Source organism: Streptomyces sp., from assembly GCF_019510245.1.
In the GTDB taxonomy this organism is placed as follows: Bacteria; Actinomycetota; Actinomycetes; order Streptomycetales; family Streptomycetaceae; genus Streptomyces.
The window spans coordinates 1-20,879 of record NZ_JAEKKT010000048.1 but is presented as its reverse complement, the minus strand read 5'-3'; the positions used below and the strand labels follow the sequence as shown (position 1 = coordinate 20,879).

The following is a 20,879-nucleotide window of genomic DNA, read 5'->3' as shown; positions in this document are numbered from 1 at the left end:
CGGGGTTGTGCCGTGGGCCGCCCGGCCGTGCCGTCACCCGTGCTGTGCCGCAGGGGCTGTGCCGTGGGCCGCCCGGCCGTGCCGTCACCCGTGCTGTGCCGCCGGGCGTCGCAGCGGCTGCCCCTGATCTTCGCCGGCCCACCTCCCTTTGCCGTCCCTTTCCCGCCCCTTGCCGTCCCCGCGTGCCGCTCTTTGCCGGGCGCGGACGGGGGCCGGAACCGCCGTTCGGCGCGTGCTCGTACCGTCCGGTTTCCCGTATTGCACACGTGTTCGTGCTGCCTACGCTCCGAGCGACTTCAAGGAGGTGGGTATGGACCACAACCACGACGGCAGGGAGTTCTTCGCCCTGCTCGACGGGAAGCCCGTGTCGGCGCAGACGGCCGACTGGCTGGGCCGGGTCGACGCGATCGCCCCCGTCATCGAGAAGTGGCGCGAGGAGGGCGAGCGGCAGCGGTTCTCGCCGCTCCCGGTGTTCGAGGCGCTGCGCGACACGGGCTTCCCCCGGATGCTGGTGTCCCGTGAACTGGGCGGCTCCCAGGTGCCGTTGGAGACCGGGTCGCAGGCGCTGCAGGCGCTGGCCCGGCTCGACCCGGCGGTCGGCTGGCAGATGGGGGTGCAGGCGGCCATCGGACGGCTCTCGGACTACCTGCCGGAGCCGCAGGCCCGTGAACTCTTCCTCGACCAGGACGCGTTGGTGGTCGGCTCGGTCAACCCGACGGGCACGGCCGAGGCGGTCGACGGCGGCTACCGCCTCTCCGGCCGCTGGGGCTTCGCCAGCGGTTCGGCGCACGCCGCCTGGCTGGTGTGCGCGGCCCGTGTCACCACCGGCGGCGCACCCCGCACGACGGACCGGGGCGGCCCGGAGATCCGGATGCTGTTCGTCCCGAAGGCCGCCGTACGGATGCTGGACAACTGGCACACGCTCGGCCTGCGCGGCACCGGCAGCGAGGACTACGAGGTCGACGACGTGTTCGTCGCCGAGCAGTACACCGTGGACCAGCGGGACATGTTCACCGCACCGCCGGCCCGCCCCTCCCGCGGCTACGGCATCAGCTACTACGACTTCGGGCTGTTCGGCTCGTCGTCGACCGTGCTGGGCGCGGCCCGTGGTGCGCTGCGCGAGTTCCAGCGGCTCGCCCTGACCAAGCGGCCGGCCGCCGGCACGAGCACGCTGGCCGCCGGCCACACCGTCCAGGACCGGTACGCCCGCGCCGAGGCCAAGGTACGGGCCGCGCGGCTGCTGCTCGCCGACGCGGGCTGGCACGCCGAGCGGTACGGCGAGACCGGCGGCGACGCGCTGAGCGCCACGGTCCGGCTGACCGCGGCGACCGTGGCCGAGCTCAGCTGCGCGGTGATCACCTCGCTCTTCACCGTGGCGGGCACCTCCTCGCTGTACGCGAGCAGCCTGCTCGAACGCTACTTCCGCGACGCGCACTCGGCCGCGAAGCACATCACCCTCTCGCCCACCAACGTCGAGATGGCGGGCCAGTACCTGCTGGGCGGCGGCCTCGCCATGCGCCGCTGACCCGCCCCGGTACCGGCCCCACTTCCCCAACCGCGACCTGCCCGGAAGGACAACCATGCAGACCATGAAGGCCCTCCAGCTCCTCGCCCCGCGCCAGACCGTGCTCGCCGACGTGCCGCGCCCGGCGGCGCCCGCCGACGGCCTGCTGCTGCGCACCCGCTGCGTGTCGATCTGCTCGACCGACATCTCCTTCTTCGAAGGGCACCTGTTCCCCTCCGAGTACCCGGTGATCCTGGGGCACGAGTACCTCGGCGAAGTCGTCGAGAAGGGGCCGGAGTTCAGCCGCTCCGACATCGCGGTCGGCGACCGGATCGTCTACTGGGGACAGACCGACTTCGGCGGCTTCGCCGAGTACCGGACGCTGCGCCCGGTCTTCTCCGGCGAGGTCAAGGAGGACGTGTTCTTGGCCGACCGCAACTTCAACGACGACCTGCGGGCCGCCGCGGTGAAGATCCCCGACGCCCTTGACGACCTCCAGGCCTCCTTCATCGAGCCGACCACCGGCGCGCTCCGCTCCATCCTGGGCAACCCGCCGAAGATCGGCGACAAGGTCCTCATCATGGGCACCGGCCCGATCGGCATCATCGCCGGCAGCGTCATCAAGCGTCTGTTCGCCCCGAACCAGGTGGTGTCCGTCGACGCCAACCCGATGCGCAACCAGCACGCCACGGAACACTTCTCGGAGCGTGCCTACCTGCCCGAGGAGCTCATCGCGGAGGTCGCCGAGAACACCTTCGACTACGTCTTCGACGCGCTGCCCACCGTGCGCGTCGACGACGAGGAGAAGGACCCCCGCCGGGTGGCGATGCGCCGGCTGAAGCCCAAGGGCCGGTACGTGCTGTACGGGGCCTCCCAGGAGATGCAGAAGTTCGACACCTGGCTGATGCTCGCCAAGGGCATCAACATCAGCGCCTCGCCCTTCGACGTCACCGCGTTCCCGATGCACCACTCCGCGAACGTGATCCAGACGGCCATGCAGATGCTGCTGTCCGGCATCGTCGACGGCAGGCGCCTGCTCTCCACGGTGCACAGCTTCCGGGACTACGACGGGCTCGTCGAGATCTTCAAGAACTACCGGAGCACCACCGACCTCAAGACGATCGTCGACTTCCGCGCAGACGCTCCGCTGTAGGGGCCGTTAGTCGACTGCGGGTTCGTTGTGGCTGGTCGCGCAGTTCCTCCCCCAGCCTTCGGCTGGGGGTACCCCCAGCGCCCCTTTGGGGCGCGGATCCACCGCGCCGGGAACCGCACCGTCACCTCGTACAGAAGGGAAACAGGACGTGGACACGCCCAGGACCAGCCAGCCCCTCGTATCCGTGGCCTCCGACGCGGACTTCGTCGTCGTCGCCAACCGTCTCCCGGTCCACCTGGACAGCCAGGGCCCGGACGGGCCGCGCTGGCGGCGCAGCCCGGGCGGACTCGTCAGTGCCCTGGAGCCCATCCTGCGCGCCCGCCGGGGCGCCTGGGCGGGCTGGGCCGGGACCACTGTCGGCGGCGCCCCCGCGGACCTGCCCGACCAGGACGTCCGGCTGCACGCGGTCCCGCTGGACGAGACCGAGTACCGGGAGTACTACGAGGGCTTCTCGAACACCACGCTGTGGCCGCTCTTCCACGACGTGGTGGTGCCGCCCGACTTCGACCGCGGCTGGTGGCAGAGCTACCAGCGGGTCAACCAGCGCTTCGCCCGGCACGCGGCGGCCCTCGCGGCCCCGGGGGCGACCGTCTGGGTCCAGGACTACCAGCTGATGCTCGTCCCCCAACTGCTGCGCGCCCTGCGGCCCGACGTACGCATCGGCTTCTTCCTGCACATCCCCTTCCCGCCGCCCGAACTCTTCCTCCAGCTGCCCTGGCGCGGCCAGATCGTCGACGGCCTGCTCGGCGCCGACCTGATCGGTTTCCAACTCCCGGGCGGAGCCCAGAACTTCCTGCACCTGGTGCGCCGGCTGCGGCGGGCGGAGAGCGTCGGACACGCACCCCGCTCGTCCGTCCTCGGCACCGTCCTGGTGGGCGACCGCGAGGTCCGCGTCGGCGCCTTCCCGATCTCGGTCGACGCGGCCGGCCTGGAGGAACTGGCCGCCGGCGAGACCGTACGGGAGCGGGCCCGGCAGATCCGCCTGCAGCTCGGCGAGCACCGCAGGATCATGCTGGGGGTCGACCGCCTCGACTACACCAAGGGCATCGACCAGCGGCTGCGCGCCTTCGAGGGACTCCTCGCCGAAGGCCGGGCCACCGCGCGGGACACCGTCCTCGTCCAGATCGCCACCCCGAGCCGGGAACGCGTCGAGCACTACCGGCGTCAGCGCGCCCGCATCGAGGCCCGGGTCGGGCACATCAACGGCACCTTCGGGCAGGTCGGCCAGGTCCCGGTGCACTACCTGCACACCACCGTCGACCGCACCGAACTCGCCGCCCTCTACCGGGCCGCCGACGTCATGCTGGTGACACCGCTGCGCGACGGCATGAACCTGGTCGCCAAGGAGTTCGTCGCCGCCCGCCCCGACCTGGGCGGGGCGCTGGTGCTCAGCGAGTTCGCGGGCGCCGCGCAGGAGCTCACCCGGGCCCTGCTGGTCAACCCCCACCACCGGCACGAACTCCAGGACGTCATGGCCACCGCCCTCACCCTGGACCCGGCGGACGGCCGACGCCGTATGCAGGACCTGCGGCGGCACCTGAGCGAGCGGGACGTCCACCACTGGGCCCGCTCCTTCCTCACCGCCCTGGGCGGCGCCGGACACGGCGCGCTCCTCCCGGAACCCGGCGACCCGGCACCCCGCGCGAGCGTCGCCTGACGCCCTTCGACGAAGAGGACGTATCCAACATGACCCGACCGACGCCGCGCGTCCGCAAGGCCGTCGTCCCGGCCGCCGGGCTCGGCACCCGCTTCCTGCCCGCGACCAAGGCCACCCCGAAGGAGATGCTGCCCCTCGTCGACAAGCCCGCCATCCAGTACGTCGTGGAGGAGGCCGTCGCCGCCGGTCTCGACGACGTCCTCATGGTCACCGGACGCGGCAAGCGGGCCCTGGAGGACCACTTCGACCGCAACGCCGAACTCGAGGCCGTCCTGTCCGGCAAGGGCGACACGGCCCGGCTCGACCTGGTGCGCGCCGCGACCGACCTCGCCACCGTCCACTACGTACGCCAGGGCGACCCCAGGGGCCTCGGGCACGCCGTGCTCTGCGCGGCCCCGCACGTCGGCGACGAGCCCTTCGCGGTGCTCCTCGGCGACGACCTGATCGACCCCGCCGACCCCCTCCTGCCGTTCATGACCGGACTGCGGGACGAACTGGGCGGCAGCGTCATCGCCCTGCTGGACGTCGGCGCCGAGCACATCCACCGCTACGGCTGCGCCGCCGTCGAGCCCGGCGACCGGGACGGCGTCGTCCGCGTCACCGACCTGGTCGAGAAGCCCGAGCCGGGCCGGGCGCCCAGCACCCTTGCCGTCATCGGCCGTTACGTCCTCGACCCGGCCGTCTTCGAGGTGCTGGCCAAGACCGGACCCGGGCGCGGCGGCGAGATCCAGCTCACCGACGCCCTGCGCACCATGGCGCGCGATCCGCGGATCGGCGGCCCGGTGCACGCGGTGGTCTTCACCGGCCGCCGCTACGACACCGGCGACCGCGGCGAGTACCTGCGCGCCACCGTCCGGCTGGCCTGCCGCCGCGAGGACATCGGCCCGGAGTTCCGCGCCTGGCTGCGGCACTTCGCGGCGGCGGAACTCGCCGGCCCGCCGACCGCACCCCCGCCGTCGCACTGTTCGTGACCACGCCCGAGGAGGCGCCGTATCCCATGTCCGTCGCTGCCGAAGAAGCCGCTGAAGAAGTCGCTGAAGAAGTCGCCGAAGAAGTCGCCGAAGAAGTCGCCGAAAACGCTGCCGAGAACGCCGCCGAAGAGCTCGGCTTCACTCGCGCCATGGCCCGGGTCCCCGGCCCGGTGGTCGTCACCACCACGGTCGACGACAGCGGCCGCCGCTGGGGGTTCACCGCGAGTTCCTTCGTCTCCCTCTCCCTCGACCCGCCCCTGGTGACGGTGAGCCTGGACAAGAAGGCCAGTACGCATCCCGCGTTCGCCGTCGCCGGCCACTTCATGGTCAACGTCCTGGCGCACGACCAGTCGGAGATCGCCCGGCGGTTCGCGACCTCGGGCGTGGACCGGTTCGCCGCGGGCGACACCGAGCCCCTGGAACGCGGACTGCCCGGCATCCCCCGGGCGGTGGTCCGGCTGGCCTGCCGGATGCACGAGGTCGTGGACGGCGGCGACCACAGCATGCTGGTCGGCCGGGTCCTGGACTGCGTCACCTCCCACGAGCGGGAGGCGCTGGTCTACGTCGACCGGGGCTTCGTACGTCCCGCCGCACCGGAAGCCGCCCGTGCCCACTGACCCCGGACCGGACCCGGGGCCCGGGGCGAGCCCGCCCCGGCCCCGGCTCGCCGTCCTGGGCACGGCCCACCCCCACCTGGCCGACCACCTCCGCGCACTCGCCGGCCGCGCGGAGGTGGTCGCCGTACACGAAGGGCGCCGGCCGTGGGGCGGGTCCGGTCCGCATCCCGGGCTGCGCGGGGTGCCCGTCGTACCCGATGCCGCGGCCGCGCTGGCCGGCGCGCAGCTCGCCCTGGTCTGCGCCACGACCGCCGAGCACCCCGAACTGCTCACGGCTGTCGCCCGGGCCGGTCTGCCGGTCCTGGTGGAGAAGCCCCTCGCCGCCTGCCTCGCCGGGACGCAGGAGCTGGCGGACCGGCTCGCGGCGGCCGGTACGGCGGTGTCGACGGCGATGTTCCTGCGCTGCGCGCCCGCGCTGCGCCGGGCCCGGTCGCTGGTGGCGGAGGGGCGGCTCGGGCGGCTCGTGGCGTGCGACGCGTGGTTCACCCATCCCGGCCTGCTGGACGGGCTGTTCGCCGGTGGCGGTGCGGCCTGGATGCGGGACGCGCGGTGGGGTGCCCGGGGCGCCTTCGCGGATCTCGGGGTGCATCTCGTGGACCTGCTGCGCTGGCTGCGGCCCGAGGCCGGCCTCCGGGTCCGCGGTGCCGTCCTGCACCCGCCGCCGGACGGCCTGCCGGGCGACGCGGGCGGCACGGCCCTGCTGGACTGGGGCGATGTACCGGCCGCCCTGCACGCGGGGTGGATGTCGCGCCCCGGGGGCGTCCGGCTGCGCCTGGAGGGCACCCGGGGGACGCTCCAGGTGGCGGGCGGCGAGCTGACGCTGGCCTCGGCGGACGGCACGCTCACGGAGGCCCACCGGCCACCGGCGGCCGGCGATGCCATGACCGCGTTCCTGACGGGCGCCGGCGAGCCGGCCGGCCCGGCGACGCCGTGGCCTGCGCCCGCGTCCTGGAGGAGATCGCCGAGACCGCCGTACTGGGGTGACGGGACGTCAGCTCCCGGCCGGGCTGGTGTGCCTGGTGCGCCAGGTCTGCTTCTTGGCCTGGTTGCCGCAGGTCTCCATCGAGCACCAGCGGCGGTTCCCCGGGCGGGACGTGTCGAGGAACCAGGCGGCGCAGTGCGGTCCGGAGCAGGCCCGTACCCGGTCCAGCGCGGGCGAGGTGGCCAGCGCGAGCGCGTCGCGGGCGATGTCGGCGAGGACCGCGCCCACCGGGTCCGCGGCGCTCCAGGTCACCGTGCCGTCCGCGGCGAGCACCGGTACCGGGGGAGCCGCGGCGGCGGCCCGGTTGAGCAACTCCCGCTCCCCGGGCGGGCAGCCGGCCGGTCCGGCGGACGAGCGGGCCGCGGTCAGCAGCGCGTGCACCGCCTCCCGTACCGCCCGCGCCTCGTGCAGCACGTCCGGTGCCGGGGCCGGGACGGCGGCGCCGTCGGGATAGGGGCCCAGCTGGGCGACCCAGGCGGTCAGGGCCTCGGGGGTGTCCAGCTCCTCGGTGGCGCCGTCCATGCCGCGCAGCCTGAGCGTGCGCATGAAGTCCAGGCAGATCCGGCCCGCGCCGCTGCGGAAGCGGGGGGCCGTGGGCGCGGGTGTGTCGGGCATGAGAACCACCCTACTGCGGAACCGGTTTTACTGGTACCGTCGAAGAACCAGTTAAAGCGGTTCTCGGTGGAGCCCCCCGAACTCTTCGGCTCCGCCCCCTTCCCTGTCTCTGTCCCCTTCCTCGCCAGAGGTGTGTCGTGTCCGCTGGGCCTCCTTCCCCCTCGTCGCCGACGCTGAGCCGGCGCCTGATCCTGCTGCTCTCCGTCGCCTGCGGCGTCGCGGTGGCCAACATCTACTTCCCACAGGCGATCAGCCCGCTCATCGCCGACGACCTGCACGTCTCCCCGGAGTCCGCGGCCGTCGTGGTCACCTGCGCCCAGCTCGGCTACGCGGCCGGCATCTTCCTGCTGGTCCCGCTCGGTGACCGGCTGCGCCACCGCGGCCTGATCACCACCCTGCTGCTGGTGACCTGCGCCGGGCTGGTGCTGGCGGGCACCGCCACCTCCCTGCCGGTCCTCGCCGTCGCCAGCGCGCTGGTCGGCCTGACCACCGTGGTCCCGCAGATCCTCATCCCCATGGCGGCCGGTCTGACCGCACCGGAGCGCCGTGGCGCGGTCACCGGCACCCTGCTGTCGGGCCTGATCGGCGGCATCCTGCTGGCCCGCACCTTCTCCGGCACCCTCGGCGAGTGGCTCGGCTGGCGCGCCCCCTACCTGGTCGCCGCCGGCCTGGTGCTCGCCCTCACCCTGGCCCTGGCCGCCGCGCTCCCCAGCACCACACCGAGCACCGACCAGCGCTACCCGGCCCTGCTCGCGGCCTCCCTGCACCTGCTGCGCACCGAGCCGCAGCTGCGCCGCTCGGCCCTCAACCAGGTGCTGGTGTTCGCCGCGTTCAGCGCCGCGTGGACCGCCCTCGCGCTGTACATCACCGGCCCCGCCTACCACCTCGGCACCCCGGCGGTCGGCGTGCTCGCCCTGGTGGGCGCGGCCAGCATGTTCGCCACCCCGGTCGCCGGTCGCCGCACCGACCGCCAGGGCCCCGACGCCGTGAACCTCGTCTGCATGGCGGGTGCCATCGCCGCCGGCGCGCTGCTGCTGACCGGTCACCTCGGCGGTGCCGCCGGCCTGGTCGGCCTGGGCGCCGGGATGCTCCTGCTCGACGTGGCCATGCAGTCCGGCCAGGTCGCCAACCAGGCACGCATCTTCGCGCTCCGCCCCGAGGCCCGCGCCCGCCTCAACACCGCCTACATGACCTGCGCGTTCCTCGGCGGCAGCGCCGGTTCCTGGCTGGGCGTGCGGGCGTACTCCGCCTTCGGCTGGAACGGCGTCTGCGGCCTGGTCATGCTCCTGGCCGGCCTCGCCCTCCTCAGGCACGTCCTGCGCGCCCGCCCCGCCGCGGCCCCGGTGACGGAGCAGGTCGCCGCCTCCGACTCCACCTCCGCCCCGGCGGCCCGCTGACGCACCGTCCGCCCGGTCACCCCGCAGTCACCGCACACACAAGGAGCTGTCATGCCCGATAACCTTCGCCGGAAAAGCACCACCTGGGGCCTGACCACGCCCCCGTCCGGCACCGCCCGGGACCGACGGGCGGTCGCCCGGTGAGCGAGTGGGACTACGTCATCGTCGGGGCCGGCTCCGCCGGCTGCGTGCTCGCCGACCGGCTCAGCGCGGACGGCACCGCCCGGGTGCTCCTCGTCGAGGCCGGCACCGGGAGCGCCGGGTCCCGCCCCGAGGTGCAGGTGCCGATCCTCTTCCCGCGGCTGTTCGGCGGCGACCTGGACTGGAACTTCAGCACGGTGCCCCAGCCCGGCCTCGCCGACCGGGCGATACCGATCCCGCGCGGGAAGGCGGTCGGCGGTTCCTCGGTGATCAACGCCCAGCTGTGGACCCGCGGCCACCGCGCGGACTACGACGGCTGGGCGCGGGCGGGACTCGACGGCTTGGGCCACGACGACCTGCAGCCCTACTTCGACCGGGCCGAGCAGCGGATCAGCCTCTCCGGGCTGCGCTATCCGCTGCCCGTGACCCCGGCGTTCGTCGACGCCTGCGCGCGCCTCGGGTACACCCCTGCCGCCGAGGTCCAGGAGGGCTACGCCCTGGCCCGCGCGACCCACCGCGACGGCCTGCGGCACAGCTCCGCCGACGCCTACCTCACGCCGGCCCGGGAGCGGGCCAACCTGACCGTGCTCGCGGACACGCTGGTGCACCGCGTGCTGTTCGAGGGCACGCGGGCCGTCGGGATCGAGGTCGAGGGGGAGTCGGGCGCCGAGACCCTGCGCGCCGAACGCGAGGTGATCCTCTCGGCCGGCGCCGTCGGCAGCCCGCACCTGCTGCTGCGGTCCGGCGTGGGCCCCGCGGCGGAACTCGCCCGCCACGGCATTCCCGTGGTGCGGGACCTGCCGGGGGTGGGCCGCGACCTGACGGACCATCTGCTGGTGCCGCTGGCCTTCGAGGCCCAGGGCTTCTGGTCGCCCGGTTCGGGCACCTCGTCGCAGCAGATCGACCGGTACCTGCACGACCGCCACGGCTCGCTGGACTCGATCATCTCCGAGGCACTGCTGTTCCTGCGCACCCGGGAGGAACTCGACGCGCCCGACATCGAGATCGTCCATCTGGTGGTGCCGCTGGGCGAGCACCAGCGGCCCGCGGCGCACGGCATGGCCCTGGGCGTCATCCTCATGCGCCCGCACAGCCGCGGCACCGTCACCCTGCGCAGCGCCGACCCGTACGACGCCCCGCTGATCGACCCGGGCTACCTGACCGACGAGGCGGGGGAGGACCTGGGGACCCTGGTGGCCGGCGTGCGCGCGGCCCAGCGGATCCTGCGCCAGCCGGACCTGGCGCAGTGGCTGGGCAAGCCGCTCACGGACGGCGCGCTCTCCGAGGACCTCGACGACATCACCGCGTACATCCGCGCCACCGGCGGAAGCATCCACCACCTGGTGAGCACCTGCCGGATGGGTACGGACGAACACGCCGTCGTCGACCCGGCGTTCGCGGTCCGGGGGGTGAGCGGCCTGCGGGTGGTGGACGCGGCGGCGATGCCGAGCCTGGTGAGGGCACACACCCACGCCCCGGTGACCGTGCTCGCCGAACGTGCCGCGGACGTACTCCTCGGCGAGCGCTGAGGAAGCGGCCTCCAGCGACCCCGGCCGGTGACTCCCCCGCCCGGCCGGGGTTCCGCGCGCCGCGCAGAGGGTGTCCGGGCCCGTCGCTGACAGCCCGGTGCGGGGCTGTTCCTGGCCTCCGGACAGCCTTCTCATGCATCTCTTATTCGAGCCTTATCGAGCCATCACGGTGCGTCCCTACCTTGCGGTCATGTTCTTCACCTACCTGAGGCGCGAACTGCGCCGCCGCAGAAAGGCGGCTCTCGTCGTCGCCTCCGGCCTCGCGCTGGGCATCGCACTGGTCATCGTGGTCAACTCCGTGTCCAACGGCATGGGGAAGGCCCAGGACAAGGTCCTCCAGTCGCTGTACGGCCTGGGTACGGACATGACGGTCACCAAGGCCGCGTCGGCGTCCACGAGCGCCTCCCAGCGGCCGCGCTTCAACTTCGACGCACAGAACAACGGTTCGTCGAGCACGCAGAGCAGTGACCGGGTCATAGTGCAGGGCTTCACCACCCTCGCCTCCTCCACCGTCACCAAGGTCGGCGACCAGAAGGGCGTCGCGACCGCGGTCGGCGGGCTGAACCTCAACGTGGTCAAGATCAGCGGCCAGTTCACACGGGGTCAGTTCCAGCAGAACCAGGGCTCCGGCGGCAGCCGCGGCGGCTTCGGTGGCGGCAACGGCCAGCCGCAGGGTGAAGTCCGGGGCGGCGGCGCCAACTTCGACGTCAACTCGTACACGGTCTACGGCACCGACGTCACCCGGACCGAGGTCGGCCCGCTGACCTCGTCGAAGATCACCAGCGGCCGTACCTTCAAGACCACCGAGACGGACGCGAAGGTGCTGGTCGCCGACTCGGCGTACGCCAAGGAGAAGAAGTACAAGGTCGGTTCGACCGTCACCGTCAACAAGGTCAAGTTCACGATCATCGGCATCGCGACGGCCGACAGCGGTGACGCGGCGGCCAACCTGTACATGCCGCTGAAGCAGGCACAGACGCTCGCCGACGAGAAGAACAAGGTCACCACGATCTACGTCAAGGCGACCGACTCCAAGCAGATCTCCTCGGTCAAGAAGACCATCCAGAGCAACGTCTCGGGTACGACGGTCACCACCTCCGCCGACCTCGCGGACACCGTCTCCGGCTCGCTGTCCACGGCGTCCTCGCTCGCCACCAACGTCGGCAAGTGGCTGTCCATCGCGGTGCTCGTGGCCGCGTTCCTGGTCGCCGGCCTGCTCACCTCCTCGGCGGTCTCCCGTCGGGTCCGGGAGTTCGGCACGCTGAAGGCGCTGGGCTGGAAGTCCGGCCGGGTCACCCGGCAGGTCATCGGCGAGGCCATGGTCAACGGCCTGGTCGGCGGTGCGCTCGGGATCGCGCTCGGCCTGGTCGGCGCGTACGTGGTCACCTCGATCAGCCCCACCCTGGAGGCGTCCCTCGGCGGCGGTGGCAACGCGGGTGGCGGCCCCGGCGGTGGCGGCGGCTTCGGCGGCGGTCCCGGCCGGCAGGCCGCGAAGACCCTGGAGGTCGCCCTCACGGCACCGGTCAGCGTGACGACGATCGTCCTCGCGGTGGGCCTCGCGGTGGCCGGCGGCCTGATCGCCGGCGCGTTCGGCGGCTGGCGCGCGTCCAGGCTGCGGCCGGCGGACGCACTGCGGCGCGTGGAGTAGCCGACGTCGGCTGGGGCGGGGGTGGGGATGCTTACCGGCGCTGGCCGGGTGCCTCCCCCAGCCTTCGGCCGGGGGACCCCCAGCGCCCACCCGTGCCGCCCTGCGGCACGCCTGCCCGCAGCTATGCAGCTGACGCGACTTCAGCGCCCCGAAAGGGGCGCCGGGGGTACCCCCGGCCGAAGGCTGGGGGAGGAACTGCGCGACCAGCCCCCCACCTACCCGCGGCCGACAACGCACCGCCCCACCCCGAACCCTCCCAGGAGCCACCATGTACGAACTCAGAAACGTCACCAAGCTCTACACCCGCGGCAAGGACACCGTCCGCGCTCTCGACGGCATCGACCTCACCATCGCCGACGGCGACCGCCTGGTCATCCAGGGCCCCACCGGCGGCGGCAAGTCCACCCTCCTCCAGATGCTGGGGGGACTCGACCGCCCCTCCTCCGGCGAAGTCGTGCTCGACGGCACCGACTTGGCCAAGCTCTCCGAAACGAAGCTCACGTCGGTCCGCAGCGAGAACATCGGCTTCGTCTTCCAGTCGTTCAACCTGATCCCGACGCTCACCGCCCAGGAGAACGTCGAGACCGCCCTCGTCCCGCTCGGCGTCAAGACCAAGGAACGGCGCGAACGCGCCGCCGAGGCGCTGACGTCGGTCGGTCTCGGCGAGCGCCTCGGCCACCTGCCCTCCGAACTGTCCGGCGGCCAGCAGCAGCGCGTCGCCATCGCCCGCGCCCTCGTCAAGCACCCCAAGGTGCTGCTCGCGGACGAGCCCACCGGCAACCTCGACGAGGGCATGCGCGACGAGATCATGGAGGTGCTGGAGCGCATGTGGAAGGAGCACGGGCTGACCTTCATCATGGTCACCCACGACTCCGCGATCGCGAAGAAGGCCCCGCGCCTCGCGACCATCCGCAAGGGCAAGATCACCGTCAAGGAGAACGCGGGCGCATAGCACCGGCGCGCCGTGCGCAACCGCGCGGTTGTGTAACGGTGTTCACCCCGGCGCGTAACAGTTGTCCCGCACTCTTCTTACCGGTCTCTCATCTATTGAGCCCCCTGATCGCCCCCCGGCATACTCCGTGTTCCGGGGGGTTGACGTATGTGCGTACGGGACTGCCCCCGGCCGGGTGAACGGGGAATTCACCCGGTACACCGTCTCCTGGGGGAGTCTTGCGCAGACAAGTGAAAAGAGCCGCCGCGGCCACGGTGGCCACGGCGGCGGCCGTCGCGCTCGCCGCGGGCATGACCAGCCCGGCGTCGGCGAAGCCGGAATCGCGTGCCGCCTCGGCCGCGGCCGCCTCTTCGCTCACCGCCAAGCACCACGTCACCCTGATCACCGGCGACCGGGTCGCCCTCGACGCCAAGGGCCGGGTCGTGGGCCTGGAGCGGGCGAAGGGTCGCCGGCACATACCCTTCCGGATCAGCAAGGCCGACGGGCACACCCTCGTCGTCCCCGGTGACGCCGTCCAGCTGGTGGCCTCCGGCAAGCTGGACCAACGGCTCTTCGACGTCACCGAGTTGAACAAGGCCGCGACCCGCAGGGCGCAGAAGAACGGGCTGAAGGTCATCGTCGGGTACCAGGGGGCCGCCACCGCCGCCAAGGCCGACGTCCGGGACGCCGGCACCCTGCGGCACAGCCTGAGGACGCTGAACGCGGACGCCGTGCAGACCCCGGCCAAGGAGACGCCCGAGCTGTGGGACGCGGTCACCGACGGCGACAAGGCCGCCTCCGGCATCGCGCACGTCTGGCTGGACGGCGTCCGCAAGGCCAGCCTGGACAAGTCCGTGCCGCAGATCGGCGCGCCCACGGCGTGGAAGGCCGGTTACAACGGCAAGGGCGTCAAGATCGCCGTCCTGGACACCGGTGTGGACGCGACCCACCCGGACCTCAAGGACCAGGTGATCGAGTCCAAGAACTTCAGCACGGCCGCCGACGCCGCCGACCACTTCGGACACGGCACGCACGTCGCGTCCATCGCGGCCGGTACCGGCGCCAAGTCGCACGGCAAGTACACGGGTGTCGCGCTCGGCGCCAAGATCCTCAACGGCAAGGTCCTGGACGACACCGGCTCCGGTGACGACTCCGGCATCCTCGCCGGCATGGAGTGGGCGGCGGCCGAGGGCGCCGACATCGTCAACCTCAGCCTCGGCGGCTTCGACACCCCGGAGATCGACCCGCTCGAAGCCGAGGTCGACAAGCTCTCCGAGCAGAAGGGCATCCTGTTCGCGATCGCCGCGGGCAACGAGGGCCCCGAGTCGATCGGTTCGCCGGGCAGCGCCCCCGACGCGCTCACCGTCGGCGCCGTCGACGGCAAGGACAAGCTGGCCGACTTCTCCTCCACCGGGCCCGCCGCCGACGGCTCCATCAAGCCGGACGTCACCGCGCCCGGCGTCGACATCACCGCGGCCGCGGCCAAGGGCAGCGTCATCGACCAGGAGGTCGGCGAGAACCCGCCGGGCTACCTGACCATCTCCGGCACGTCGATGGCGACCCCGCACGTCGCGGGCGCCGCAGCCATCCTCAAGCAGGAGCACCCCGACTGGGGCTTCCAGGAGCTGAAGGCGGCCCTGACCGGCTCCGCGAAGGGCGGCAAGTACACGCCGTTCCAGCAGGGTTCGGGCCGGATCGCCGTCGACAAGGCCATCAGGCAGACCGTGCTCGCCGACCCGGTGTCGGTGAACTTCGGTGTGCAGCAGTGGCCGCACACCGACGACACCCCGGTCACCAAGCAGCTGACGTACCGCAACACCGGCACGGCCGACGTGACGCTCACGCTGACGTCGTCCGCCACCGACCCCAAGGGCGCGGCGGCCCCGGCCGGCTTCTTCAAGCTCGGCGCGACCCAGGTGACCGTCCCGGCGGGCGGCAAGGCCTCCGTCGACCTCACCGTCGACACCAAGCTGGGCGGCACCCTCGACGGCGCCTACTCGGCGTACGTCACGGCGACCGGCGGCGGCCAGAGCATCCGCACGGCGGCCGCGGTCCAGCGTGAGGTGCAGTCGTACAACGTGACCGTCAAGCACATCGGACGCGACGGCAACCCGACCGGCGTCTACAGCACCGACCTCGTGAACTACTCGGGCCTCGGCGACGGCCGCGACTTCGTCGTGCCGGCCTCCGGCACCGGGACCGCCACGTTGCGGGTGCCGAAGGGCACGTACCTGCTCGACGCCTGGATCGCCAAGGACTTCACCACCTTCGACGGCGGTGTCGACTGGCTGGTCAACCCGAAGCTGAGCGTCACCAAGGACCTCACGCTCACCATCGACGCCCGCACCCCCAAGGCCGCCTACATCACCGTGCCGGACGGCGGGGCCAAGCCGCACACGGCGACGGTCGACTACATGTACGACCCGGCGGGCATCGGGTTCGGGATCGGCTTCGACAGCTTCGGCAAGATCCGGATGGCGCCGCTGGGCGGCGAGGTCACCGGTCTGACCCAGACCTGGAGCGGCCAGTTCACCAAGGGCCGCAGCGAGGAGTACGACGTCGCCACCAGCGCCCGGGTCAAGAAGGTCCAGGGCGGCAAGGTCCGGCACTTCAAGGCGAGCGAGCTGTCCACGGTGAAGAACACCGTCGGCGCGCCCGCCCCGGGCAAGACCGGCGCGATCAGCCCGTGGGGTGTCGTCGGCGAGGACTTCGTCACGGGCGACGCGGTGGAGCAGAAACTGCCCGGCACCCGCACCTTCCACGTCTCCACCGTGGACGGCGCCCAGTGGGCCTTCGACGCCATGCAGTACTCCGGCCACGACGCCCAGGGCCTGCCGATCGCCGAATCCTTCTACACCCTGGGCGAACCGAAGACGTACAAGGCCGGGAAGACCTACCGGAACACCTTCAACACGGCCGTCTTCGGCCCGCACCTGAGCAGCGGGTACGGCCTCTTCCGGGACGGCAACCAGATCTACGGCGTCATCCCGCTCTTCTCCGACGGCGCCAAGCACGCCGGATCCTCCGACTTCCTGTCGGTGAACACCACCCTGTACCGCAACGGCACCAAGGTGGGCTCCAACAAGGACCCGCTGTTCGGCGACGGCATGTTCACGGTGCCGTCCGGTGACGCCGCGTACAAGCTGACCACCTCGGTCGTCCGCTCGGCCGGGCTCGCCGCCGCCTCCACCCGGATCGACGCGAGCTGGACCTTCCGCTCGAAGAAGCCGGGCGGCGCCACCCCGGTGGCCCAGCTGCCCGCCTCCACCGTCCACTTCGGTGCCAAGACCGGCCTGGACAGCCGCGTCGCGGCGGGCAGGAAGGCCACCTTCCCGGTCACCGTGGAGGGCGCGGCCGCCGGCCGCAACCTGAAGTCCCTGACGGTCTACGTGTCCTACGACCACGGCCGGAACTGGCGGAAGGTGACGGTCAGCCACGGCAAGGTCACCGTCAAGAACCCGGCCAAGGGCAAGGCCGTCTCGTTCCGCGCCGCGATCACCGACAAGAAGGGCAACAAGTCGACGATCTCGATCTACGACGCGTACTACGGCAAGTGAGCCGTGGCCGCTGAGTAGCACCCCAGCGAGCGGCCCGCCGGAAGCGCGGCTTCCGGCGGGCCGTTCTCCATGCCGTGGCGGCCGTCGGTCAGGGGGCGGGGGCGACCCGGGTGGCGTCCGTGCCCCAGCTGGCCAGCAGGCGCAGTGCCTCGGCCGACGCCGATCCCGGCTCCGCGTGGTAGGTGACCAGGGCCTGGTCCTGGTCACCGGCCATCCGGAACGACTCGTAGTTCAGGGACAGCTCGCCCACCAGCGGATGGTGCATCCGCTTCACCCCGTACGACTTCTCCTTGACGTCGTGGGTCGCCCACAGCCGGCGGAACTCCTCGCTCTTCACCGAGAGCTCGCCGACCAGCGCGGAGAGCCGGGGGTCGTCCGGGTAGCAGCCCGCGTCCATCCGCAGCTGGCACACGATGTCGATCGCCTTCTGCTCCCACTCCACGAAGAGCTCGCGGTAGTCGGGCCGCAGGAACGTCAGCCGGGCCCAGTTGCGCTCCGCCGCCGGCAGCTCCGCCCAGTCGCCGAAGAGCGCCGCCGCCATCCGGTTCCACGCCAGGATCTCCGAGCGCCGCCCCACGATGTACGCCGGCACACCCTCCATCGACTCCAGCAGCTGCCCCAGCGACCCCCGCACCTGCTGCGGCCGGGCCGGCGCCTTCTTCTTGTGCTGCTTGCCCTTGGCGAGGTGGGTGAGGTGCGCGTGCTCGGCGTCGGTGAGCCGCAGCGCGCGGGCGATCGAGTCCAGCACCTCCGCCGAGACGTTCCGCCCGTTGCCCTGTTCCAGGCGCGTGTAGTACGCCACCGACACCCCGGCCAGCTGCGCCAGCTCCTCGCGCCTGAGCCCCGGCACCCTGCGGTGCCGCCCGAAGTCCGGCAGCCCCACGTCGGAGGGGCGCAGCCGGGCCCGCCGGGTGCGCAGGAACTCACTTAGCTCGGCACGCCGGTCCAGGGTCGGGGAGGCGGGGGCGGGGGTGGCGGCCGAGGGTTGGGGCTGGTCTTCCATACATCCAGTATTCACGGTCGTACGCACCCGAACCTGATCCCGCCAGTGGTAGGCACGGCAGACGTACGCAGAGGCGGGGGCTGGGTGACGGACGTAGCGTGGAGGAGCCTGGGAACGTGCCCGGGACGGATGAAGGCGCCCGGGCGCGAAGACACCTCTAGGAGAACCCCCCTCATGACCACTGTTGCTGCTTACGCCGCGCCCGCCGCCAAGGCACCGCTGGAGCGGACCACGATCGAGCGGCGCGCGGTCGGCGAGTTCGACGTCCTCATCGACATCGAGTTCGCCGGTATCTGCCACTCCGACATCCACCAGGCCCGCGAGGGCTGGGGTACGGCGATCTTCCCGATGGTGCCCGGTCACGAGATCGCGGGCGTCGTCTCCGAGGTCGGCCCGGGTGTCACCAAGTACGCGGTGGGGGACCGGGTGGGCGTCGGCTGCATGGTCGACTCCTGCCGCGAGTGCGACAACTGCAAGGCCGGACTCCAGCAGTACTGCACCGGCGGCGGCGCGACCTGGACGTACAACGGCGTCGGCAAGGACGGGCAGCCCACCTACGGCGGCTACTCGCAGAAGATCGTCGTCGACGAGAACTACGTCGTCCGCATCCCCGACGGCCTCCCCCTCGACGTGGCGGCCCCCCTGCTGTGCGCCGGCATCACCACGTACTCGCCCCTGAAGCACTGGAACGCCGGCCCCGGCAAGAAGGTCGCGGTCGTCGGCCTCGGCGGCCTGGGCCACATGGGCGTGAAGATCGCCGCCGCCCTGGGCGCGGAGGTCACCGTCCTCTCCCAGTCCCTCCGCAAGAAGGACGACGGCCTGAAGCTGGGCGCGACGCACTACTACGCGACCAGCGACCCGAAGACCTTCGAGGACCTCAAGGGCACCTTCGACATCATCCTGAACACGGTGTCGGCCCCGCTCGACTTCGACGCGTACCTGTCGCTGCTGAAGACCGACGGCGCCATGGTGAACGTCGGCATCCCCGAGGAGCCGGTGCACATCCTGCTCTCCTCCGTGTTCGGCAACCGCCGCAGCCTCAGCAGCTCCGGCATCGGCGGTATCCCGGAGACCCAGGAGATGCTCGACTTCTGCGCCGAGCACAACCTGGGCGCCGAGATCGAGGTCATCGGCGCCGACCAGATCAACGACGCGTACGAGCGGGTCGTCCACAGCGACGTCCGCTACCGCTTCGTGATCGACACGGCGACGATCTGAGTCACCGTCTCTGCCTCCGGCCGAGGAGCCGGAGGCAGACAGGGGCCGCCGACCAGGGAGGCCGGCGCACCCACCGGGATCTCCGGCGGAGGGACCAGGGTGCGCGCCACCAGGCCGGCGGTCACCGGCGCGAGCGCGCCCACCGGCGCCGAGCAATAAATAAGGTCAGCCTTACCTTGCCTTCCGTCGGGAGTACGTTGGACGGGAGGAGGTTCTCCACGATGACCGTGAACCTGAACCACACCATCGTCGCCGCGCACGACAGGCACGCCTCGGCGAAGTTCCTCGCAGACATCCTCGGCCTCGAAGTCGGCCCGGACTACGGCCCGTTCGCTCCGGTCGCGCTGCCCAACGGCGTCACCCTCGACTACATGGACACCCCCGGGGACATCCCGCCGCAGCACTACGCCTTCCTGGTCTCCGAGGACGACTTCGACCGGATCTTCACCCGGGTCCGGGAGGCCGGCCTCGCCTACTGGGCCGACCCGCACCACAACCGTCCCGGCGAGGTCAACACCAACGACGGCGGCCGCGGCACCTACTTCGACGACCCCGACGGCCACCGCCTGGAGATCCTCACCCGCCCCTACGGCAGCGGCGGCTGACCGGCGGCCGGCCCGGGCGCCGGTCAGGCCCGGAGCCCCTTGAGGCCGTCCTGGGCGGCCATGACCAGCTCGATGCCCCGGTTGTCGGCGGCGGGCTCGCGCATCTGGTTGGTCACGTAGGCCAGCGCCAGCCGCTCGTCGGGGTCCACCCAGACCAGCGCGCCGCCCCAGCCGCCCCAGCCGAGGGCGCTGCCGAAGAGGCCGTAGCCGAGGCCGTACCGGGCCGGCATGCCGAGGACGCGGTCCTCGCCCTCGAACTGCAGCTCCCGGGCCCGCTCGCACCCCTCGGGGGACAGCACACGCACCCCGCCGACGGTTCCGCCGCAGGCGAGCAGGGACTGGACGAGGGCGACCGAACGGGCATTGCCGTAGCCGCTGGCCGCCGGGATCTGCGCGCGGCGCCAGGCGAGGCTGTTGCCGTCCCGGACGCGGAGAGCGGTGGCGGTGGTGGGGGCGGCGGGGGCCGTGTCGCGGCTCGCCGCACCCGCCGTGTAGTCCTCGTCCCGGCCCGGCGGCGGCACGGTCAGCGCCACCCGCGGGTCGTGCTCGGGGCCGAGACCGAGGTGGAAGTCCGCGCCGAGCGGCCCGGCCACCTCCGCGGCGAAGAACTCGCCGACGCTCCGCCCGGTGATCCGGCGCAGCACCTCACCCACCAGGAACCCCTGCGTCAGCGAGTGGTACCCGGCCGCGGTCCCCGGCTCCCACTGCGGGGCCTGCCCGGCGAGCCGGGCCGTGGCGGTCGTCCAGTCGTACAGCTCCTCGACCGGACCCTCCCAGTCGGGCAGCCCGGCGGTGTGCGACAGCACCTGCCGCACCAGGACGTTCTGCTTGCCGGCCGCGGCGAACTCGGGCCAGTAGCGGGCGACCGGCGCGTCCGGATCCAGCTCGCCCCGGTCGATCAGGACGAGTGCGCACAGCGCGGTCATCGTCTTGGTCACGGAGAACACGTTGACGATCGTGTCCCGCTCCCACGCCCGGGTCCGTCCGGCGTCGGCGAACCCGGCCCACACGTCCACCACCGGCTCCCCGTCCACGAAGACGGCCACGGCACCGCCCACGTCGCCGTCGTCGAGGAATCCGGCGAGTGTGGAGGGCACGGCGGTGAACAGCTCGTCGTACGAGCCCTGGATGTCGGCCATGCACGCCATTGAGCCCGCAGGAGCGCGTCCTGGCAACCGAATAACCGGTGGGCCGGGACGCCGGTACCGGCGTCCCGGCCCGGCCGACGTCGTCCCACGGAATCGCCGGGAACCCTGACGCGTTGAGGGGGGTGGACATCGGAGGCCGCCGGTGTGCGAGCGGAGGAGCCCGAGCGACGGGCCGACGAGTATTGGAGGGGTCGCGATGACCG

The 20,879-nt window shown here is 72.3% G+C and carries 15 protein-coding genes and 1 pseudogene; 13 read left to right on the top strand and 3 right to left on the bottom strand.

Features of this window, described 5'->3' with window-relative positions:
* Positions 1-310: 310 nt before the first annotated feature.
* From JF597_RS01725 to JF597_RS55415, 6 genes and pseudogenes are all read left to right on the top strand, one after another.
* Positions 311-1,525: an acyl-CoA dehydrogenase family protein gene (locus JF597_RS01725; RefSeq protein WP_293987585.1), complete on the top strand. Its 1,215-nt coding sequence runs from the start codon at positions 311-313 to the stop codon at positions 1,523-1,525.
* A 55-nt stretch (positions 1,526-1,580) separates the two neighbouring features.
* Positions 1,581-2,657 carry an alcohol dehydrogenase catalytic domain-containing protein gene (locus tag JF597_RS01720; RefSeq protein ID WP_293987583.1) on the top strand — a complete coding sequence of 359 codons (1,077 nt, stop codon included), beginning with the start codon at positions 1,581-1,583 and terminating at the stop codon, positions 2,655-2,657.
* Between the two features lie 148 nt (positions 2,658-2,805).
* Positions 2,806-4,314 (top strand): trehalose-6-phosphate synthase, encoded by a 1,509-nt coding sequence (locus JF597_RS01715; protein ID WP_293987581.1) that lies wholly within the window; start codon positions 2,806-2,808, stop codon positions 4,312-4,314.
* A gap of 29 nt (positions 4,315-4,343) precedes the next feature.
* Entirely contained in the window at positions 4,344-5,285 is a 942-nt protein-coding gene (locus JF597_RS01710) for a UTP--glucose-1-phosphate uridylyltransferase (RefSeq protein ID WP_293987579.1), read from the top strand.
* Between the two features lie 26 nt (positions 5,286-5,311).
* Positions 5,312-5,902 (top strand): flavin reductase family protein, encoded by a 591-nt coding sequence (locus JF597_RS01705; protein ID WP_293987577.1) that lies wholly within the window; start codon positions 5,312-5,314, stop codon positions 5,900-5,902.
* A pseudogene (locus JF597_RS55415) lies at positions 5,892-6,275 on the top strand (Gfo/Idh/MocA family oxidoreductase); the annotation flags it as partial. The gene JF597_RS01705 and the pseudogene JF597_RS55415, both read left to right, overlap by 11 nt.
* Positions 6,276-6,893: 618 nt before the next feature.
* Here the strand turns inward: JF597_RS55415 and JF597_RS01700 are convergent.
* The gene (locus JF597_RS01700) at positions 6,894-7,499 is read right to left on the bottom strand and encodes an ABATE domain-containing protein (RefSeq protein ID WP_293987575.1); all 606 of its coding nucleotides are present in this window, start codon (positions 7,497-7,499) and stop codon (positions 6,894-6,896) included.
* Between the two features lie 137 nt (positions 7,500-7,636).
* On the opposite strand from JF597_RS01700, the gene JF597_RS01695 reads away from it, so the two are divergent.
* From JF597_RS01695 to JF597_RS01675, 5 genes are all read left to right on the top strand, one after another.
* Positions 7,637-8,896: an MFS transporter gene (locus tag JF597_RS01695; protein ID WP_293987573.1), complete on the top strand. Its 1,260-nt coding sequence runs from the start codon at positions 7,637-7,639 to the stop codon at positions 8,894-8,896.
* A 140-nt stretch (positions 8,897-9,036) separates the two neighbouring features.
* The gene (locus tag JF597_RS01690; RefSeq protein WP_293987571.1) at positions 9,037-10,566 is read left to right on the top strand and encodes a GMC family oxidoreductase N-terminal domain-containing protein; all 1,530 of its coding nucleotides are present in this window, start codon (positions 9,037-9,039) and stop codon (positions 10,564-10,566) included.
* A 190-nt stretch (positions 10,567-10,756) separates the two neighbouring features.
* A complete protein-coding gene (locus tag JF597_RS01685; RefSeq protein WP_293987569.1) occupies positions 10,757-12,214 on the top strand; it encodes an ABC transporter permease in 1,458 nt (485 codons plus the stop codon).
* Positions 12,215-12,482: 268 nt separating this feature from the next.
* A complete protein-coding gene (locus JF597_RS01680) occupies positions 12,483-13,166 on the top strand; it encodes an ABC transporter ATP-binding protein (RefSeq protein ID WP_293987567.1) in 684 nt (227 codons plus the stop codon).
* A 218-nt stretch (positions 13,167-13,384) separates the two neighbouring features.
* Positions 13,385-16,702: a S8 family peptidase gene (locus JF597_RS01675; protein WP_293987565.1), complete on the top strand. Its 3,318-nt coding sequence runs from the start codon at positions 13,385-13,387 to the stop codon at positions 16,700-16,702.
* 88 nt (positions 16,703-16,790) lie between these two features.
* Here the strand turns inward: JF597_RS01675 and JF597_RS01670 are convergent, their stop codons facing one another.
* Positions 16,791-17,705, bottom strand: a complete 915-nt coding sequence (locus tag JF597_RS01670) for a helix-turn-helix transcriptional regulator (protein ID WP_293987563.1) — start codon at positions 17,703-17,705, stop codon at positions 16,791-16,793.
* Positions 17,706-17,879: 174 nt separating this feature from the next.
* On the opposite strand from JF597_RS01670, the gene JF597_RS01665 reads away from it, so the two are divergent.
* Positions 17,880-18,923, top strand: a complete 1,044-nt coding sequence (locus JF597_RS01665) for an NAD(P)-dependent alcohol dehydrogenase (RefSeq protein ID WP_293987561.1) — start codon at positions 17,880-17,882, stop codon at positions 18,921-18,923.
* A gap of 221 nt (positions 18,924-19,144) precedes the next feature.
* Positions 19,145-19,528, top strand: a complete 384-nt coding sequence (locus JF597_RS01660) for a VOC family protein (protein WP_293987559.1) — start codon at positions 19,145-19,147, stop codon at positions 19,526-19,528.
* Between the two features lie 23 nt (positions 19,529-19,551).
* Here JF597_RS01660 and JF597_RS01655 read toward each other — a convergent pair whose 3' ends face one another.
* Positions 19,552-20,667 (bottom strand): serine hydrolase domain-containing protein, encoded by a 1,116-nt coding sequence (locus JF597_RS01655; RefSeq protein WP_293987557.1) that lies wholly within the window; start codon positions 20,665-20,667, stop codon positions 19,552-19,554.
* Positions 20,668-20,879 lie beyond the last annotated feature (212 nt).

What these genes read in the sequence shown, in the direction of transcription:
- JF597_RS01725 (WP_293987585.1), top strand. Translation starts at nt 311, where the DNA reads ATGGACCACAACCACGACGGCAGGGAGTTCTTCGCCCTGCTCGACGGG.
- JF597_RS01660 (WP_293987559.1), top strand. Translation starts at nt 19,145, where the DNA reads ATGACCGTGAACCTGAACCACACCATCGTCGCCGCGCACGACAGGCAC.
- JF597_RS01705 (WP_293987577.1), top strand. Translation starts at nt 5,312, where the DNA reads ATGTCCGTCGCTGCCGAAGAAGCCGCTGAAGAAGTCGCTGAAGAAGTC.
- JF597_RS01680 (WP_293987567.1), top strand. Translation starts at nt 12,483, where the DNA reads ATGTACGAACTCAGAAACGTCACCAAGCTCTACACCCGCGGCAAGGAC.
- JF597_RS01665 (WP_293987561.1), top strand. Translation starts at nt 17,880, where the DNA reads ATGACCACTGTTGCTGCTTACGCCGCGCCCGCCGCCAAGGCACCGCTG.
- JF597_RS01720 (WP_293987583.1), top strand. Translation starts at nt 1,581, where the DNA reads ATGCAGACCATGAAGGCCCTCCAGCTCCTCGCCCCGCGCCAGACCGTG.
- JF597_RS01670 (WP_293987563.1), bottom strand. Translation starts at nt 17,705, where the DNA reads ATGGAAGACCAGCCCCAACCCTCGGCCGCCACCCCCGCCCCCGCCTCC.
- JF597_RS01710 (WP_293987579.1), top strand. Translation starts at nt 4,344, where the DNA reads ATGACCCGACCGACGCCGCGCGTCCGCAAGGCCGTCGTCCCGGCCGCC.
- JF597_RS01655 (WP_293987557.1), bottom strand. Translation starts at nt 20,667, where the DNA reads ATGGCCGACATCCAGGGCTCGTACGACGAGCTGTTCACCGCCGTGCCC.
- JF597_RS01685 (WP_293987569.1), top strand. Translation starts at nt 10,757, where the DNA reads ATGTTCTTCACCTACCTGAGGCGCGAACTGCGCCGCCGCAGAAAGGCG.
- JF597_RS01700 (WP_293987575.1), bottom strand. Translation starts at nt 7,499, where the DNA reads ATGCCCGACACACCCGCGCCCACGGCCCCCCGCTTCCGCAGCGGCGCG.